A 16,020-nucleotide genomic window follows, 5' to 3' on the forward strand; every position below is an offset into this window, starting at 1 on the left:
CGCTTCTAACTATTGCCAGTTATAGGAAGTTCTACGGGGTTCTACGAAAAATCCTAGAACCCCGTAGAACTTGGTATAACCGATGGATTGAGGCCGCGAAGCCCTGTTGCCTGGTTCCGGTGTGCCGCCGTGTTCAGGGGGCATCTCTGAGGCGAAGGGCTTCGACGTGGGTCGTAGCTCCCTTGGGGACAGTCTGTGGCCTACAAGCCGATGTTCCTCTGCAATCTCCACGGACCGGGCATTCATTACAGATTTCCTGCTTGCTCTTGGCATGGCCGGTATCCAGTACTCCGGGGAGCACACGGGCGTACAACACCGGCTCGACTGTGTCATAACCTGGAGATTGATCGGACTGCCCGGCTGTAGGGGCCCTGAAAGCGAAGCTACCAGCAACATAATGACCGTTATGTTGTGGGTTTTGCGTGAGAACTCAGATTGGAGATCGCTGACAGGACGACCTCGGTGCTCTTCGCTGATACCCGGCGCGGGGAGACCCCTGCAGTCCACCAAGGTCTCTCGGGCACCGAGGACCCCGAGAGCTTCTTCGGCGAGGCTGGGTAAGGTGCCCCAGAGGCCAGCGCGAACTTGGAAGCTTCTCCCTCACCACGAGAAGCGAGGAGTTCGTGCCGAGCGGACTTCGTCAAAGGCATGAAACGGATGCTCGAAGCCCTTTATTTCAGATATCTCTTCCTGTAAGAACCGCGGGACGTAGGTATCGAACCGAAGGATGTCGCCTTCGATGATGAGCGTCGCGTATCCCTGTTCATCCCGGAAATCCGGATCAATCTCTTCCCTGACGACGTCGCTGAACAGGTTTACGTATCGGGTCAGCTCTAGGATGATATCGGCGAGATACTGGCGGGATTCTTTATATTCGTTGAGGAGTGATCCATAAAGCGCTTCATCCCAGACGGGGATCTTATAGAAGGCTTGGAAGCGGAGACGCTCGCCGCTGCGGTCCAGATCGGCATGCTGAGAAAACGTGCTGAGCAGCTCGTTTATGAAGTGCCCGATCGTCTCGATTACTTTGCGCAGCTCATCATGACCTTTCGGCCACGGCCTTGTGGCGATCCAGTGCAGGCAGGCGCGTAGTCGTTCTTCGGTTGAGGCAGCCATACTTGCTTCTCCGCCGTTGAGTACAGAGCTGACATCCTTGTGCCATGTATCCAAGCTCAACCTGGCCGTCAGATTATCGACTAGGGCTGCCCACTTTTCCTCTGCCGGATTGGACGCGGCCCCGAGGGTTGTTCGCACCCATGCCTCGTGCTGTGCCTTCATATCCAACAGGAAACCAACGGAGAAGTCCTCCGGGGCCTTGTCTATCAGTGCATGGTCAGTTGGACAGAGAAGTATGAGATTGCTGTACTCATCGCGCTGCTCCGGCGATAACGGGGAGTCGCCACGGGGCCCGTCGGGGCTCTTAGCTACAATGTGCGCCTCTTCGCCTACCAGAACGGCGTCGCCACTGAAATCGGACTGGTGGGCCAGCGTTCTACGGCACGAGGGCATCGCACAATGGCTGGCCGCGCGACCCCAAAGCAATTTCCGGGACAGAGTAGATATCGCCATCCGGGTGTCCTTTCAGGTGTGTCTGGTTCAGCCCAGGCTCCGGGCAAGCGTTCTGTTCGCTGCACGTCGGGCCGCCGGGGAGCTTTTTCAGGCGGGCGGCTGAGGAGCACTGATGTGATCCGTCCTGAGACCCTAGCTGCCGACGACGATTACGGCTCGTCGGATGGTGCGCTCTGCCGTTCGACTGTGACTTGAGTGGTCACGGTTCGTTTGTAAATGTCGCTAACCGTTACTTCCCGATGCGCGAAAACGGGGTATCCATGCCCGACGTCGTCGGCGGTGGCCTTCGCCTCCCAGGTGCAGTTCAGGGCTCTGGCAATATCGGCGTTCGCCCCGATCTCTGGGATCAAAGCATTTAGTTGGACAGCGAGGGCAGAAACGACCAAGTCTTCGTCCGGTGCCATGATCGCCCAACCGGTCGGATGCTTCGCCGTTCCCTCAGGGATGCCCCCCTTAGCGTTCGGTGAACCGACAAGCATGATCTTAGTCAGCCCGTTGTTGTCGACGGTTTGCCACGTGTACGGCGGATGCGACTCCTTGTGATCAAGAAAAGCCCTAAAGGCACGGGCCTTCTCAAGCAACGGATAAGCGTCTTCCATGAAGAGTCCTTTTGGCTTCCACCAAGTCAGGAATCTGGCGATGGAATGCGTTGGTGCTTCCCCAAAGGTATCGGCGTGTCGCCGGATCACGGACAGCAATGCGGACACCGCGGAGTAGTACGTGTGAAAAAAGTCGTGCGTAGCGTTGAAGAGTGCCTCTTGCTGGCGAGGGGTGGGATGGGCGTTGGGGTAGTAGACGCTTACAGGCCCGAAGGCACCCCGTGCTGTCTGGATCAAATCCCTCTTCTGGAGAAGACTTTTCAGAGACTCTTCGAGATCTGCCATGGTGTGCTTCTGGCCATCTGTAGAGTCCCAATGTGTAAATTCGTGGACCCAATTGTCGATGTAACCAAGACCTACACGGAAATGGAACGGGACACTAGGTGCGCCTCTTTTTGATGCCGTCACTATCCCTGCGCCGCCCGCAATATACATTCACCCATGTGGCCGAGTCTAGTGGAAAACGCACGTCTCCATGGTCCTGGGCCGGAGTTGTCGGTATTCGCTGCACTTGGGCCGTGAAAGGGCCTTTTGTTTTTTGCTGCTGCCCTGCGGATCCTACGCGCCCGGTCCACTGGCTCTACCGTCCTGCGGAGGGCCGCGCAGCGGGTGCCTGCGAAGGAAACGGGGCCCGCGTTCGCGCATTCCAGCCCACGCCCTAATAGTGAAGGCCGGCAGTACCGAACATTCCGCGTGCGGGCGTGCTTAGTCCACCGACTGAAGCGAATACCATGATGTCTTCACCAAAAGACGTTTGTTCCTCAGCGAGGCGTTTCAGCGATCGCCTATCCTGGCTGGTGGCGCCGCTCAGACAGGGGCGCGATACTCCCCAGACCGTCTGCTACGCGGAGATCCACGTTACGTGGATCCCGGTACCTGCCTGCTAGTACAGCAACCCCGATATGCGCTAGCACATATACGCCTAGCCTGCGCATTGCAGGCTCACGGTCTAGTTAGTGGTCATGGGGACCGACAATGGGACATGCCTCGCTTGATCTTGAGCCTCAGGTATTCTATTGGCAGGCATTGGGGATGGCCACTGGGAATCTCTGCGGGTAATTTTCGGAGGGTGATGAGCGCGGATATTCACAGTCGGTTCTTGGACTCTCGTGGTCAGGGGCTCGGTCCGGATTTGTGCTTTATGTGCGGAGCTCACATCCCGGAGGGGTCCGATCAACGAACCGTCGAGCACGTCTTTCCGAAGTGGCTTCTGAGGGAGCTCGATCTCTGGGGTGGCTCCGTGACCCAGATCGACGGACGCCGACTGATGTACCGGAGACTGACTGTACCGTGTTGCTTGACCTGCAATTGCATAGATCTCAGCCCTGTTGAGGAACGGGTTAAGGCTGCGTTTAGCGAGGGATTCGATGCCTTCAAGCAGCTTGACCGTCGTGATCTCTTCATATGGTTGGGGAAGATCTATTACGGACTCGTCTACCGTGAGAGTTTTAAACCGAGACACGTGCGCGAGCAAGATGGGGAACGCCTCGTGCCTGAAGAGCACCTCCGGAGCATCGCCTTCCATCACTTCCTCCTCCAGGCTGCCGCCGGTCTCGTCAGATGGGAGCCTGAGTTCCCAGGCCCCGCCAGCTTCCACTTCTTCGAGTGTCTGGATCACGAAGATCCGCTTCGTCGATTCGATTACATGGACGACCTCCTCCTTCCGATGCTCGGTCTCCGTATGGGAACGATCGGAGTGGTTTGCGTTCTCCAAGACTGGGGGCGCTCCGAAGGGGTACAGCAGCCACACCTTGTCGCCGCGCGAGGGATGAAGCTCCACCCGACCCAGTTCAGGGAGGCGTACGGACGTCTCAGCTACATAACCAAGGCGTCGTGGAAAGACAAAATGCATTCCGTCATCGGAGGCAAAGATGTTGTCACCGTTCTAGCGGGTCCACCGGGCGAGTTCGCCGGGAGCTTCATCGTCCAGGACTTTGCACTAGTGATGGCTTCGCTCTGGGACGTCCCGGTCGAAACGATCTACAAGGACGGCTACAGCTACTCGACCCTCTACGACATCCAGGCGGACAGGCCCAACATTGCCTCCGACCACGACGTTATCTTCAGAGCTCCACACGGCCACGCCGGCCTCTGGCCCGCACACCACGTCGATCTCAACGTGTCCGGTATGCACCCGACGGTGGGCACAGAGCGCGAAGGTCAGGAATAAGATGCGAAGCTGAGCCTCCCCGTCGAGCTAGTTGATAGCGGACCGCGCATGCGAATCCGCCGCGACTTCCCAGTGCGACAACCCCGACTGCGTGACGACTGCCCCGAAGGCAAGTGGGCACAGCGCCTATGCAGTCCTCAGACAGGCGCAGCCCACTTGGGCAAGGGGCCGTTGTTTGCGGCGGGAGAGTGTCGAGCCTGTTATCTCTCAAGACATCGGTGACAGGAGCGTGTTGAGCCTGTGATGCCTTGAGACATCACAGGCTACGATTGGCAGGATTTCCTAACCAGAATCCGAAGACACAACTTGCACTGACTGACATCTCGTCTAGGAGAATTGCACTGTATGAAGAAGCTCCCACTAGTTCTGGCTCTAATTCTAGTCGTTTCCGGATGCGCATCTTCAGCATCCTCACCATCTTCAGCATCTTCACCTGATCAAACTCCGGTCGGAGTTGAACAAAAAGTGGCTGAACCAGAAGCCAAAGTTGAAGACACGACTTGCAACATCGATGAGAACTTCGGCAAGTGCTTTTATGGGCAAACGGCGGTATATGAAGATTCCCGACGTAGCGGGGATCAGGTTTTGCTCGAGATCACGGTGCAAGAACCTCAAGAATTCATGCCTGGGAAAGACGCAGACTTCGCTATCAAGACCCTCGGGGGTACAAAGGAGAAAGGTGCTGACAACCTTTACTTCGATATCTCCATCAAGAATTTGTCCGAAAAGGTCGTCTTGGGACGTAGTGACGTAGAGTTAGTCGCCAACAGTGCTAAGGATGGCGACTCTGATGTCCGTACCGTCCAGGATGACAAAGTGGAAGCCTACTGGGACGCAATACTTGAACCAGGACAAAGCTCAACTATGAGAAGTGGCTGGAATTTCAACGACGCTTCCAAACCTATTTTCAAAGTCCGCATTGATGGACTCGGTGGAAATAGCGTCACTTTTTCACACAAGTAGCAACCTAGACGCTTCATCGAAGGGATGTTACAAATCCATCCACACGGTGCAACAAGCCGCATCTCCTCTGGATGATTCAGTCCTATTGGGTTCAGTGGTCGTAGGCCGTCAGGGAGCGTTTTCGGAGTTCGCTGGGTTTCTAGTCATGCGCATGGCGCTTCGGCGCACGATCAGGCGGTAGTCCAAACTTCAGAACACGTAGGCGGACCGCTACACCTGTCCAGTGAAAACCAATGCAGCAACTCTGACATGCGCTAGTACATGTCGAGGTTGTTGCACTGGCCTTCACTAAACGAGAACTTGCTCTGTCACCCCGGGTGAGCATTCCAAATCCGGGGACCGGAACGTGCTCCGGCTGTGTCTTCACCGCGTCTCCAACGCTGCGTCACGGAACTAGGAACCCCGGATCCTTCTCCCTGGAGTGAGTCCTCCAAGGGAGTGAGTGGCGGCTGGCCGACCTTCACTGCATTTGCGCCCGCACCTCTATCCTTCATCTTCGGCGGGCCTGATGGTTCGGAGAACCTGGCAAGTTGTCTAACTGCCCGTTGGTACAAGCCGCGTTTGGCTGGCGTCACTTGCCGCGCATCGTGCGCGACCAGACTTTCTTTATCTCCCAGTCGCGGTCATAGCGACCCAACTCCATTGCGGCAGGATGCCAGGCCTTGATCATGGCTATGCGGTCTCTACTCGGAATCTTGTCCCATGCGTCGAGGGCGGGTTCCGGGTAATAGACCTGGTATGCGTATAGAAGGACAATCAAGAGCATTGGGGCGAGGATGAGGCCTCCAAAGCTCGCCATTGCAATGGCTGTGATCAGTCCCGCCCCACAACTAGTGACCCAGATAGCCGTGCGCACCCCGCGATAGGTGGATGTCCGCATAGGCGTGCGCTGAATGAGTACTCCCATGACTCGAGGCTAGCTGTAGAAGGACTTATTTCTCGGGATATTCACCTAATGGCGCGGGAAGCCCGGTCCTTCAGGGCCGGGAGGATGTCAAAGGATCGGCTACATTGAGCACTGAGGCCTACCACCAAAGAACTCCCGACGAACGGACTCGCGACGAGCGCAGTGCTAACGCGGTATACAACTGGATCATATTCGCCTTCTGCTCGGGATGTTCTGCGGGGCATCTCCGCGCTGATGTGGTTGACGCTGGCGAACAGGATTCACAGGTACTGCAAGAAAAGGTGCCGCGACAGGACAGCACGGGTCAGGCGCGCCCGGCGGGTCGGTGTTCCCCTAGTCGTTGAGTTCGAAGTCGAGGTCAAGGTCCTGCGGTGTTTTGAGGCGCCGCCAGGTTGAGGCGACCCGCGCGGCGGGCAGGGTTGAAGCAATGGGCATCCGGTCCACTGCGGTCAGTTGTGCCAGGTCGAGTCCGGTCAGTATCGCGATATCTCTGATCGGTACCTGGAATGTTCGGAACGGACCCAACGGGGGAGCCTCGTCGATTGCGCCCGGGCGGGGTACCTCCGGGAGGTCCGCCAGTTGGGGTGTCTGGTCCACGACGTAGCCGGTGGCGGCAAGGGAACCGTTGTGCATGAATGCGGCAACTTTGAAGAACTTCAGCGGGATCTGCACGCCGCGGTAGACGGGATCCGTGTCACCGAAGATCGGGCCCGTGAAAACGACGAGCCGCCGGCCATTGTCGGCTGCGTTTTCCTGCAGGTAGGACTCCAGACCGAGCCAGAAGTCCATTCCCTGGTTGAACCTTGCGGCCTGCGGGGCTGCGTTCGTGTAGTGAAAGGTGTCCGCGTTGGCCCGGGCCGCTTCCGCCGGGGTGTCGCCCCATACTGCTGATGCCCTGCGGACGAGGTGTCCGCGGTCGATGTCGTTGCCGGCGTAAACCGCCTCGCCGGTCTGCTGGTCCGCGCGCAGCCGCGGATCCAATCTCCACTGGATTCCGGACCGGTCCAGATCGATCAGCTTGGTGCCGTCCATTCCGAGCGCAGTAACGGCTGCCAGGCGCTTGTCCAGCCGCATGAGCACGGAAAAGTGGGTGTAGGGGAGCAGAACCGACTCGACGCCATTGAGGGCCGGCATGCCAACCCGGGCACCCAGGAACTGCTCATCGAACCCGGGACGGTCGGAAAGTTCCTCCACATTCAATGCGAGCTGGGCTTGCACTAGTTCATCCATGGGCAGACCGTATCAGTGCCCCGCGACAGAGCATGACACAGAGTCCGAGCCAGAATTCAGCAGGGCTTCCGCCGCCGCACGACAGTTACACATTTTGGCCCCCTCACCCCTGCTCTTTTCCAAAGCGAGAGGGGGCGCCGGCGGCGCCCCCTCTCGCTTCGGGGACCCTTAGGCCGGGCGGCACATGTGCTGCTTAGCCAGTCCCACGATCATCGCCGCCTCGGCGTTATTGCTGGCATGGTTAGCCAGCACAAGCGTGCTCTTGTGAAGTTCGTCGGCATTCGCAGCGGTCATGCCAAGCTTCTCTGGATCTACACATATGTCTTCCCCTATCCGGGCTATCTCTTTATCAGTGCTGCTGTTAATCGTTGGCACGCGATCCCGCACCGCCTCCACGAAGGCTTGTGTGCCATCCTCTGCGGCCGGAGTGGCCACCTGGCTGCCAGTCGCTGGGGTACCAGCTTCACTCCCGCCACACGCGGAGACGGAAAGGGTAAGAGCGACGACGGCCAGCAGGCCGCAAAGGGTCGAGCGATTGAACATGGAAACCTTCGTTTACTTTGGTCGTGCTTTGACGGCAGTGAGCATAACACCGAGCTATTACGCCCGGAGTGCACCACGATCATTCCCCGTTGTGACCCGTACTCAGCACCTCCCAAGCATCCGATGACACCGCGACAGCCAGCCGAATTTCATCCACTAATCCAGGACTAAGGCTGCGTTACAGCGGATGTGTTGGGGGCGAGGGCGTTGATGCCGCTCTGATGCTCATATGAGTCGCGCTGGAAACCGACACCGGGCCCGCGCGGGACGGCACCATGGCTATGACGTGGTCGTGGGGGCGCCCGGCCGCGAGGCCCGCAGCTTGTAACCGGCGCCGAGAAAGAGCAGGAGGCTATAGCCGTTCACGGCGCCCCAGTTTTCACGCGGCATCGTGAACGGAACGAGCGGGTTGAACACCACGGCCACAGCCGCCATGACCACGACCCAGAAAGTCCTGTGCTGGCTCTTGGCGATGACGATGATCCAGATCGCTGCCGCGGGCGCAGCCCACCGGAGCAGCTCGTAGTAGTCATAGGACATGCGCTGCAGCGCAAGGAACATGAGGCCGGCCCCGACGACGGCTGGGATCATTGCCGGTCGGACGGTGATCAGCGGAACGTCGTTCAGTTGCGTCTCCGTGAAACCGGGCGCGGGCGGCCAACGTTCTGTGCTGAAGTTGTCCTGTCCCATGAGGCTCCTCCCGGCCTGCAGGCGCCTTCCGCGGAGCCCCCGCATCATGCTAACCCGGCCGGACGGTTTTGACCTGCAAAAAGCGACTGGGACCGTCATGCTCCACTGGTCCGGGAGGGTGTACTGAGAATTCATTCCTGACATCCGAGTACCAGTCCACGCGGTATTCCGGCGGCGGGTGGGGCGACGCTGGTCGGCTTTCTCGGGCCGTCGGTGTTGGGCACGGCAAGAACTTTGTTACTGCTGCGTTACTGCGGAGCAAAGTTCACGCAAAGCAAAAGGCCCTGCTTCCCTTTGTTTACAGGGGAAGCAGGGCCTTTCTCATTCGCGGTGACGGTGGGATTTGAACCCACGTGCGCGGACGACGATGGCGCCTCCGCGCGCCGGGGAGACTGCTGGACAGCTGACTCCGGGATTGTTCGAGGGCCACCAGGGAAAACGGGCCGGACGGACTTCAGGACACGTTCTGACGTGTGGAATGGCTTGAGGACCTCTCGGAAACCGCCGAGCCACCTGAGGCATGGCGAAAACGCCAACCAGTCTGATCCAGTTGGCGAGACTCCTGATCCACTTGGCGAGACTCCTGATCGCGGGTAAGCGGACAGCCCTACCGCCTAATCCCCGGGGCCGCGGGATATGAGGGGACGGATGGCCCGACTCATTCGCGTTATGCGACCTAGCATGGACCGGAAAGTCACAACTTAGAGCTCTTGAGATATCGGGGCCTTGGCGGCAGATCCAATGGGATTTGGGAGCCGGAACTAATCCGCGGGGCACGTGGGTTGACTTCGCCTCTATGGCCGTCGACGGCGGGACTTACAGTGGAGAGCATGACTAAGATCTTCACATACCTCGGCGGACCGAAAGACAAAGTAACGACCCGCATCGAGGAGCCGGTGTTCCCAGAAGTTCACGATGGGGGCGAGTATCGATGGACAGGAAACGCCCACGGTTCGGGGGCCGCGGCTCCAGAGGGCCCGTTCCCGGAAGCAGACAGAGCGACCGCCACTTGGTTTGCTGACGCACGACCGTAAAGGTTCAGGGTCTGGGCCCCTGCCAGTATGACTACCTCCCGATGGATGCAGTCCGGATGGCCAAGTTTGACCCTGTGCGCAGCTGAGACTGTCGCCGAACCCCGCATCTATCCCGCAGATTCAATGGCAACCAACGAAAGCGGGTGACAGCGGAAACTGCCCTGACCTGCGACGATCGAAGATGCTGATAACCCGCAGAAACCCCCGAAAGAGCAGTACTCTTACTCGAAAGGTCACCGGATCGACGCCGGTCGGAGCCACCACTGGGAAGCATCAGTTCATACGAACTGGTGCTTTTCTTCTTTAACCCCGCCATCGGCTGCCGCCCTTTTGGGACGTGAAAACGGCCGTTACGGAGGAACCGATGCGGTTTCGGGGCGGGGTTTTTCGTTTACAGCAGGACAACCCATTCGGCGTAAAAAATTCCAAGGGCGACGGCGACGAAGAGACCCGCGATGATCCAGAAGCGGGACACCACGGTGACCTGTTCCCAGCCCTTCAGTTCAAAGTGGTGATGCAGCGGCGTCATGAGAAAGACGCGCTTGCCGCCGGAGAGTTTGAAAAAGCTCACCTGGATGATGACGGACAGGGTGATCATCACGAACAGCCCGGCCATGATGACCAGGAGCAGCTGGGTGCGGGACAGAATGGCGAACCCCGCGATTGCGCCACCGAGGGCGAGCGACCCGGTGTCGCCCATGATGATCTTCGCCGGCGTGGTGTTCCACCAGAGGAATCCCACGAGGGAGCCGCACAGCGCAGCCGCGATCAGGGCCAGATCGAGCGGATCGCGAACTTCGTAGCAAATATTGGCGGGGACACTGGGATCAGCGCATCGTTGGTTGAACTGCCAGATGCCCATCAGCATGTAAGCGCCGAAGACAAAGATGGACGCCCCCGCGGCCAGGCCATCCAGCCCGTCGGTGATGTTCACGCCGTTGGATGTTGCGGTGAGGATCAGGATGGACCACAAGACGAAGAGGATGGCGCCGATTAGCGGCCCGGCGAAGGCTAGATCGAAGGACGTGTCCCGAACGAATGAGATTGCCGTGGAGGCTGGAGTGCGTCCGTTCTTATCGGGGAAGTTGAGTGCGAGGAGGGCGAATGCCACCCCGACAGCCGTCTGGCCGATGACCTTCGCCGGCGCAGTGAGTCCAAGGCTGCGCTGCTTGGAGACCTTGATGTAGTCATCGAAAAAGCCCACGATGCCCATGCCGACCGCGACCATGAGCAACAGGAGTCCCGAGGCTGTTGGGCCGGTCGATTGACCAACCATCGTCATGACGCCGTGCGTTGCGAAGTAGGCAATCACCACCGACCCAATGATCCACGCCCCGCCCATGGTGGGAGTGCCACGCTTGGTGTGGTGGGAGGTGGGGCCATCGTCGCGGATGAACTGGCCGTAGTTCTTCTTGACCAGGTAGCGAGCGAGCACCGGTGTGCCGCTCAACGTCAAAACCAGGGCCAAGGCCGCAGCAATCAGCAGCGCAATCATAAAACGGTGCCCCTTCCGTTTCCCGGACCCGTGGCATCCGGTCCGTTCCATCGAGTCCGTGACTGAGGAGGATCGCCGGGGCACCGCCGCCGACTCGTTCGACGCAGATCCTACCGGATCGTTTCTTCACCCACCGACGCTCGATCCGCCATCGACTGCTCCGTCGCGGCCCTTTTGGGACGTGAAAACGGCCGTTACGGAGCAATCGAAGCGGTTTCGGGGCGGTTCGATGGCGGCACGCGGGTTTGGGGACACGCCGACGGGCCCGGCTAGACTCGCACGCTGGGGTAGAACGCCATTGCCGCGGCCGGTCCCTGGGAGAGGTCCGCGGCGCAATCTCGACCAGAAGAGTGACTTTGAAAAAGACTGCACGTCCGTTGACCGCCGCCGCCCTCCTCGCCGCACTGGCCCTGACCGCCTGCTCGGCACCGGAAGCCGCGGCCCCGCCGTCGTCGTCCGCTGCTCCGGCAGCGTCGGCCTCCGCAACGCCCAGCCCCACCAAGACGTCGGGCCCCTATGGCGACTTCCCGACGGCGGCCGAGGCCTGCAAGACAATCTCGGAGCAGGCCACGGGCGCGTCGTTGTTCCCGCTCTCGGCAGCCCAAGGCAAGACCGCCGAACTCGAGCAGCTCAAAGCCGAACTGAGCCGCACGGCCGAGCGCGTCCCGGACAGCCTGAAGGCCGACTTCGCCAAACTCAACCAAGTGGCCGTGGCCGGCCTGAGCGACCAGACCGTCTACTCCAGCGGCAAGTTCCAAGCCGCCATGGCACCGGTGACGGGCTGGATCGCCGCCAACTGCAAGTAGGCGGCTCCACCCGGGTGGCCCTGCCGAAATCCCGCCAATCTGGCCCGACGGTCGTCCCCAAGGGCTAGGGTGGTGTCAAAGAGAAGGGGGAGTGCCACATGGAGTACCAGGATCCTCAGTCAGCACCGGGCCTGGAGGTGGTGCCGGCGGGGCCGGCCCGTGCCGCGACCGGCCGCACCGTCATTTCCGAAGCTGCCGTCGCCAAGGTTGCCGGCATCGCAGCCCGGGCCGTCCCCGGGGTGTATTCCCTCGGCAGCGGCCCGTCCCGGGCCCTGGGCGCCTTCCGCGACGCCGTCGGCAGCACCGACCATGCCGCCGGGGTGCGCGCCGAGGTTGGCGAGACCCAGGTGGCCGTGGACATTGACCTCGTCGCGCTCTACGGCACCCCGTTGCACCCCCTCGCGGACCAGATCCGGGCGGCGGTCTACGCCGCCGTGGAGGAACTCGTCGGACTCCAGGTCATCGAAGTCAACATCGAGATCCATGATGTCTTCGTCCCCGGCCCGCCCAAGCCGCCGGCCCCCGGCGAAACCCGGCCCATGAGGGAGGCCCTCCAGTGAACCTGACCGTAGTCGGCATGTCCGCCGGCGCCTTCCTGGCGTTTATGTCTTTCGCGTTCGGCGTCTGGGGCTTCCTGGGCTCCCTGCTTTTCATGGCCCTCGGAGCCCTGCTGGGCCGTGCGGCGGAAGGGAAACTGGACCTGCGCAGCGTCTTCGACGCCATCACGGGCCGGCGTTCCTCCTCATGAGCGTCTCCGCTGGACGCCCGCTGGCCGGGCACAACCGGATCAGCACGCAGGCGCTCACGAGCCTCGCCCGCGCCGCAGCCGCCGAGGCGCTCGGCGTGCCGCCGCAGGACGTCCGGGCTGACTGGACCGACGACGGTGGCCTGCTGGCACTGTCGCTCGTCACGCCGATCGCCGTCCCGTCGCTGACCGCTGTGCTGCGGGACCCCGCCCGCGTGGCCGGCTTCGGCGGCCCCATCTGGGACCGGGCGGTTGCCGCTAAGGCGCAAATCCTGCGCCGCGTGACGGAACTCAGCGGCGCACAGCTGAGCCGGGTGGACATCCGCATCAGCGGCGCCAGCGTCAGCGACGGAGGGAGGGTGCGGTGAGCCACGCAGCCGAACGCCACCACCGCGGAGCGGCGCCCCACGAGGGAGCGCCCCACGATGCCGCGCCCCACGATGCCGCGCCCCACGAAGGAACCCCCCACGAAGGAACGCCCCACGGAACGGGCGTCGGCCCCATCGCCGCCCCGGCCGCCGGACCCGACCTCCGTCCCGGTGGGGCCAGGATGGAACGCGTCCTGGCGCGGGAGACCAGCTCGTCGCGGGCATCCGCCGCTGTCATCGCGGCCATCCTTGTTATCGGGCTGTGCGGCTACGCCCTGCTCGAGACCGCGGTGCGCGCCGTCGGGCAGCCGCCGTGGCTGATTGACCCGCAAACCGCTGCCGACCGGATCACTGCCCTCCCCGCCGGGGTCGCCCCGCTGCTACTCGGCGTCACCGGTGCCGTGGTCTTTGCGGCTGGACTCTTCTTCTTCCTCAACGCGGTGCTGCCCGGACGGCGGGCCCGGCACGTGCTGGCGGACCCGCGTGCCGCCGTCGTGGTCGATGACGAGGTGATCGCCTCGGCGGTGGCACGGCGTGCCCGGCTGGCCGCCAATGTGACGCAGGAGCAGGTAATGGTGGTCGTCTCACGGCGCCAGGTGCTGGTCAATGTCCGGCCGACCTCCGGCGTGCCGCTCCGCGAGGCCGACGTACGGGCGGCCGTGGAGGCCGAACTGCGGGCCATGGCGCCGTCGCCCATGCCCGAGGTCCGCGTCAACCTTGCTGCCTCGGGGGTGATCGGCGCGTGAACGGCACCCCACGAATCCTGAACCGGATCCTGATCGGCATCCTCGGCGCCAAACTCCTTGTCATCGGGGCGTTGCTGGTCCTGCTGGCCACCGTGCCCGCGGTCGGAACCTGGTGGCAGGGCTGGTCCGCCGAAATGTGGGCCGGCGTCCGCGGTCTGTTCGACCGCACCAGGGTCCCCGGCCGGTCCGAAAGCTGGCTGTGGTTTGTCATGGTGGTCCTGCTGCTGGCGGTGATCGGTGTCATGGTGGCGTGGCTGGCACAACAGGGCAAAGGCAGGGCGAACCTGCTCGTTGACGCGGACGACGCCGGCGAGGTGCCCGGCAGCGTCCGGATCGGCGGCGGCGTTGCGGAACAGGCGCTCAGGGCCGCGCTGGCCGACCGGCCGGACCTGGCTGGCGCCACGGTGGCCACCTATGAATTCGAGGGCGAGCCGGCCCTCCGGATCCGGGTGCAGCCGCGCCAGGGCGTGGCGCCGCACGTCCTGGCCGCGGAGGTCTCGGCCCTCGTTCAGGCGCTGGACGCCGTCGTCGGCAAGCGCACGCCCGTACTGATCCATATCGGGTCCGGGGCGCGCTCCAGGTTCGGCCGCGCCGAGCGGGTGCGCTGACCGGAGCCGCGTTCCGGAGGTGAGGCCGGCCGTGTTTTTTGGAAACATTTGCCCCACCCGAAACGCAGGCCCCAGCCCTCACGCGCCGCGGCGGGCCGGGGGCTCAGGCGCGGGGTGCCTGCCCCGGAAGAGGTTCCCATTGCGTAAAGCTTTAATGTAAACGCTTGCATTCCTCACCGCCGGGTCGCTAGTGTGATGGTCACCACACCAACTGCACCACCGGTCCAACCGGTACTCAGCGAGGAGCACCTGTATGAAAACCCGTAAGTATCTACTTCCCGTAGCCGCGGCCGGTGTCCTGGCCCTCTCCCTCTCGGCCTGTGCAGGCGGCAGCGGAGGAGGAGGCGGCGGCGGCGGGACCGCGGGCGGGGGCGACGCGGCAGCCAACCTCGACGGCCGCGGCCCCATCACCTACGTCCAGGGCAAGGACAACAGCAACGTCGTCCGACCGCTGATTGAAAAGTGGAACGCCTCGCACCCGAACGAAAAGGTCACGTTCAAGGAGCAAACCGACCAGGCCGACCAGCAGCACGACGACCTCGTCCAGAACTTCCAGGCCAAGAACGCCAACTACGACGTGGTCAGCGTCGACGTCGTCTGGACCGCCGAGTTCGCCGCCAAGGGCTGGCTCCAGCCGCTCAAGGACAAGATGGCTCTGGACACGGCCGGAATGCTGAAGCCGACCCTCGACGCCGCGTCCTACAAGGGCACCCTGTACGCTGCGCCGGAATCTTCCGACGGCGGCATCCTCTACTACCGCAAGGACCTCGTGCCCACGCCGCCCAAGACGTGGGACGAGATGATGAGCATGTGCTCGATCGCCAAGACGAACAACATCGCCTGCTACTCAGGACAGTTCTCGAAATATGAGGGACTCACGGTCAACGCCTCCGAGGCCATCAACTCCGCAGGCGGATCGGTGCTCGACAAGGACGGCAAGCCCAGCCTGAACACCCCGGAAGCCAAGGCCGGACTTGAAAACCTGGCCAAGGCCTACGCGGATGGCAATATCCCCAAGGAAGCCATCACCTACAAGGAAGAGGAGTCCCGGCAGGCGTTCCAGGACGGCAAGCTGCTGTTCCTGCGCAACTGGCCGTACGTCTACAACCTGGCCGTCAGCGAAGGCTCCTCCAAGGTCAAAAACGTGCTTGGCATGACCGCCCTCCCCGGCAAGTCCGGCCCCGGTGCTTCCTCGCTCGGCGGCCACAGCGCCGGCATGAGCGTCTACTCCAAGAACAAGGCCACCGCCCTGGACTTCCTGAAGTTCCTCACCACCGAGGAGACGCAGAAGTTCTTCGCAACGCAGGGCTCGCTCGCGCCGGTGCTGTCCAAGCTCTATGAGGACAAGGACCTGGTCGCCAAGCTGCCGTACCTGCCCGTGCTGAAGACCTCGATCGAGAACGCCGTCCCGCGTCCGGTGACCCCGTTCTACCCGGCCGTTACCAAGGCCATCCAGGACAACGCATACTCGGCCATCAAGGGCGAGAAGGCAGTGGACGCAGCGCTGTCCGACATGCAGAAGTCCATCGAAACCCAGTCAAAGTAGT

Annotated in this window: 16 protein-coding genes; 9 read left to right on the forward strand and 7 right to left on the reverse strand. The window is 61.8% G+C overall.

All coding sequences use genetic code 11. The features are described 5' to 3' along the window. Positions 1-600: 600 nt before the first annotated feature. Both FFF93_RS01550 and FFF93_RS01555 read right to left on the reverse strand, forming a co-directional pair. On the reverse strand, positions 601-1,569 hold the full coding sequence (locus FFF93_RS01550) for a hypothetical protein (RefSeq protein ID WP_138767639.1): 969 nt from the start codon (positions 1,567-1,569) through the stop codon (positions 601-603). A 149-nt stretch (positions 1,570-1,718) separates the two neighbouring features. Then, complete coding sequence (locus tag FFF93_RS01555) at positions 1,719-2,453, reverse strand: hypothetical protein (protein WP_138767638.1); 735 nt, start codon at positions 2,451-2,453, stop codon at positions 1,719-1,721. Between the two features lie 955 nt (positions 2,454-3,408). On the opposite strand from FFF93_RS01555, the gene FFF93_RS01560 reads away from it, so the two are divergent. Beyond that, positions 3,409-4,338 carry a hypothetical protein gene (locus FFF93_RS01560; protein ID WP_138767637.1) on the forward strand — a complete coding sequence of 310 codons (930 nt, stop codon included), beginning with the start codon at positions 3,409-3,411 and terminating at the stop codon, positions 4,336-4,338. A 345-nt stretch (positions 4,339-4,683) separates the two neighbouring features. Continuing rightward, on the forward strand, positions 4,684-5,301 hold the full coding sequence (locus FFF93_RS01565) for a hypothetical protein (RefSeq protein ID WP_138767636.1): 618 nt from the start codon (positions 4,684-4,686) through the stop codon (positions 5,299-5,301). A gap of 571 nt (positions 5,302-5,872) precedes the next feature. Here FFF93_RS01565 and FFF93_RS01570 read toward each other — a convergent pair. The 5 genes from FFF93_RS01570 to mraY all read right to left on the reverse strand — a co-directional run bounded on the left by FFF93_RS01570 (position 5,873) and on the right by mraY (position 11,200). Continuing rightward, positions 5,873-6,208, reverse strand: a complete 336-nt coding sequence (locus FFF93_RS01570; protein ID WP_138767635.1) for a hypothetical protein — start codon at positions 6,206-6,208, stop codon at positions 5,873-5,875. Positions 6,209-6,541: 333 nt separating this feature from the next. Beyond that, positions 6,542-7,438 (reverse strand): DNA/RNA non-specific endonuclease, encoded by an 897-nt coding sequence (locus tag FFF93_RS01575; RefSeq protein ID WP_138767634.1) that lies wholly within the window; start codon positions 7,436-7,438, stop codon positions 6,542-6,544. A 168-nt stretch (positions 7,439-7,606) separates the two neighbouring features. Beyond that, on the reverse strand, positions 7,607-7,981 hold the full coding sequence (locus FFF93_RS01580; RefSeq protein ID WP_138767633.1) for a DUF732 domain-containing protein: 375 nt from the start codon (positions 7,979-7,981) through the stop codon (positions 7,607-7,609). 279 nt (positions 7,982-8,260) lie between these two features. After that, positions 8,261-8,671: a DUF6804 family protein gene (locus tag FFF93_RS01585; protein ID WP_138767632.1), complete on the reverse strand. Its 411-nt coding sequence runs from the start codon at positions 8,669-8,671 to the stop codon at positions 8,261-8,263. A 1,425-nt stretch (positions 8,672-10,096) separates the two neighbouring features. Further along, positions 10,097-11,200 carry a phospho-N-acetylmuramoyl-pentapeptide-transferase gene (gene mraY, locus FFF93_RS01590; RefSeq protein WP_138767631.1) on the reverse strand — a complete coding sequence of 368 codons (1,104 nt, stop codon included), beginning with the start codon at positions 11,198-11,200 and terminating at the stop codon, positions 10,097-10,099. 350 nt (positions 11,201-11,550) lie between these two features. On the opposite strand from mraY, the gene FFF93_RS01595 reads away from it, so the two are divergent. The 7 genes from FFF93_RS01595 to FFF93_RS01625 all read left to right on the forward strand — a co-directional run bounded on the left by FFF93_RS01595 (position 11,551) and on the right by FFF93_RS01625 (position 16,019). Continuing rightward, on the forward strand, positions 11,551-12,006 hold the full coding sequence (locus tag FFF93_RS01595) for a hypothetical protein (RefSeq protein ID WP_261375246.1): 456 nt from the start codon (positions 11,551-11,553) through the stop codon (positions 12,004-12,006). A gap of 98 nt (positions 12,007-12,104) precedes the next feature. Further along, positions 12,105-12,566 (forward strand): Asp23/Gls24 family envelope stress response protein, encoded by a 462-nt coding sequence (locus FFF93_RS01600; RefSeq protein WP_138767629.1) that lies wholly within the window; start codon positions 12,105-12,107, stop codon positions 12,564-12,566. Beyond that, positions 12,563-12,754 carry a hypothetical protein gene (locus tag FFF93_RS01605; RefSeq protein ID WP_138767628.1) on the forward strand — a complete coding sequence of 64 codons (192 nt, stop codon included), beginning with the start codon at positions 12,563-12,565 and terminating at the stop codon, positions 12,752-12,754. Before FFF93_RS01600 ends, FFF93_RS01605 begins: the two co-directional genes overlap by 4 nt. Beyond that, on the forward strand, positions 12,751-13,119 hold the full coding sequence (locus FFF93_RS01610; RefSeq protein ID WP_138767627.1) for a hypothetical protein: 369 nt from the start codon (positions 12,751-12,753) through the stop codon (positions 13,117-13,119). The genes FFF93_RS01605 and FFF93_RS01610 overlap by 4 nt, the downstream gene beginning before the upstream one ends. A 134-nt stretch (positions 13,120-13,253) precedes the next feature. Continuing rightward, complete coding sequence (locus FFF93_RS01615; protein ID WP_138770262.1) at positions 13,254-13,865, forward strand: DUF6286 domain-containing protein; 612 nt, start codon at positions 13,254-13,256, stop codon at positions 13,863-13,865. After that, a complete protein-coding gene (locus FFF93_RS01620; RefSeq protein WP_138767626.1) occupies positions 13,862-14,473 on the forward strand; it encodes a hypothetical protein in 612 nt (203 codons plus the stop codon). Before FFF93_RS01615 ends, FFF93_RS01620 begins: the two co-directional genes overlap by 4 nt. Before the next feature lie 253 nt (positions 14,474-14,726). Continuing rightward, positions 14,727-16,019 (forward strand): ABC transporter substrate-binding protein, encoded by a 1,293-nt coding sequence (locus FFF93_RS01625; protein ID WP_138767625.1) that lies wholly within the window; start codon positions 14,727-14,729, stop codon positions 16,017-16,019. Position 16,020 lies beyond the last annotated feature (1 nt).

It is taken from the genome of Arthrobacter sp. KBS0702 (assembly GCF_005937985.2).
In the GTDB taxonomy this organism is placed as follows: Bacteria; Actinomycetota; Actinomycetes; order Actinomycetales; family Micrococcaceae; genus Arthrobacter.

Excerpts from the sequence above, each read along its gene's own strand:
- FFF93_RS01550 (WP_138767639.1), bottom strand. The coding sequence starts at position 1,569 with ATGGCGATATCTACTCTGTCCCGGAAATTGCTTTGGGGTCGCGCGGCC.
- FFF93_RS01555 (WP_138767638.1), bottom strand. The coding sequence starts at position 2,453 with ATGGCAGATCTCGAAGAGTCTCTGAAAAGTCTTCTCCAGAAGAGGGAT.
- FFF93_RS01565 (WP_138767636.1), top strand. The coding sequence starts at position 4,684 with ATGAAGAAGCTCCCACTAGTTCTGGCTCTAATTCTAGTCGTTTCCGGA.
- FFF93_RS01570 (WP_138767635.1), bottom strand. The coding sequence starts at position 6,208 with ATGGGAGTACTCATTCAGCGCACGCCTATGCGGACATCCACCTATCGC.
- FFF93_RS01575 (WP_138767634.1), bottom strand. The coding sequence starts at position 7,438 with ATGGATGAACTAGTGCAAGCCCAGCTCGCATTGAATGTGGAGGAACTT.
- FFF93_RS01580 (WP_138767633.1), bottom strand. The coding sequence starts at position 7,981 with ATGTTCAATCGCTCGACCCTTTGCGGCCTGCTGGCCGTCGTCGCTCTT.
- FFF93_RS01585 (WP_138767632.1), bottom strand. The coding sequence starts at position 8,671 with ATGGGACAGGACAACTTCAGCACAGAACGTTGGCCGCCCGCGCCCGGT.
- mraY (WP_138767631.1), bottom strand. The coding sequence starts at position 11,200 with ATGATTGCGCTGCTGATTGCTGCGGCCTTGGCCCTGGTTTTGACGTTG.
- FFF93_RS01600 (WP_138767629.1), top strand. The coding sequence starts at position 12,105 with ATGGAGTACCAGGATCCTCAGTCAGCACCGGGCCTGGAGGTGGTGCCG.
- FFF93_RS01610 (WP_138767627.1), top strand. The coding sequence starts at position 12,751 with ATGAGCGTCTCCGCTGGACGCCCGCTGGCCGGGCACAACCGGATCAGC.
- FFF93_RS01625 (WP_138767625.1), top strand. The coding sequence starts at position 14,727 with ATGAAAACCCGTAAGTATCTACTTCCCGTAGCCGCGGCCGGTGTCCTG.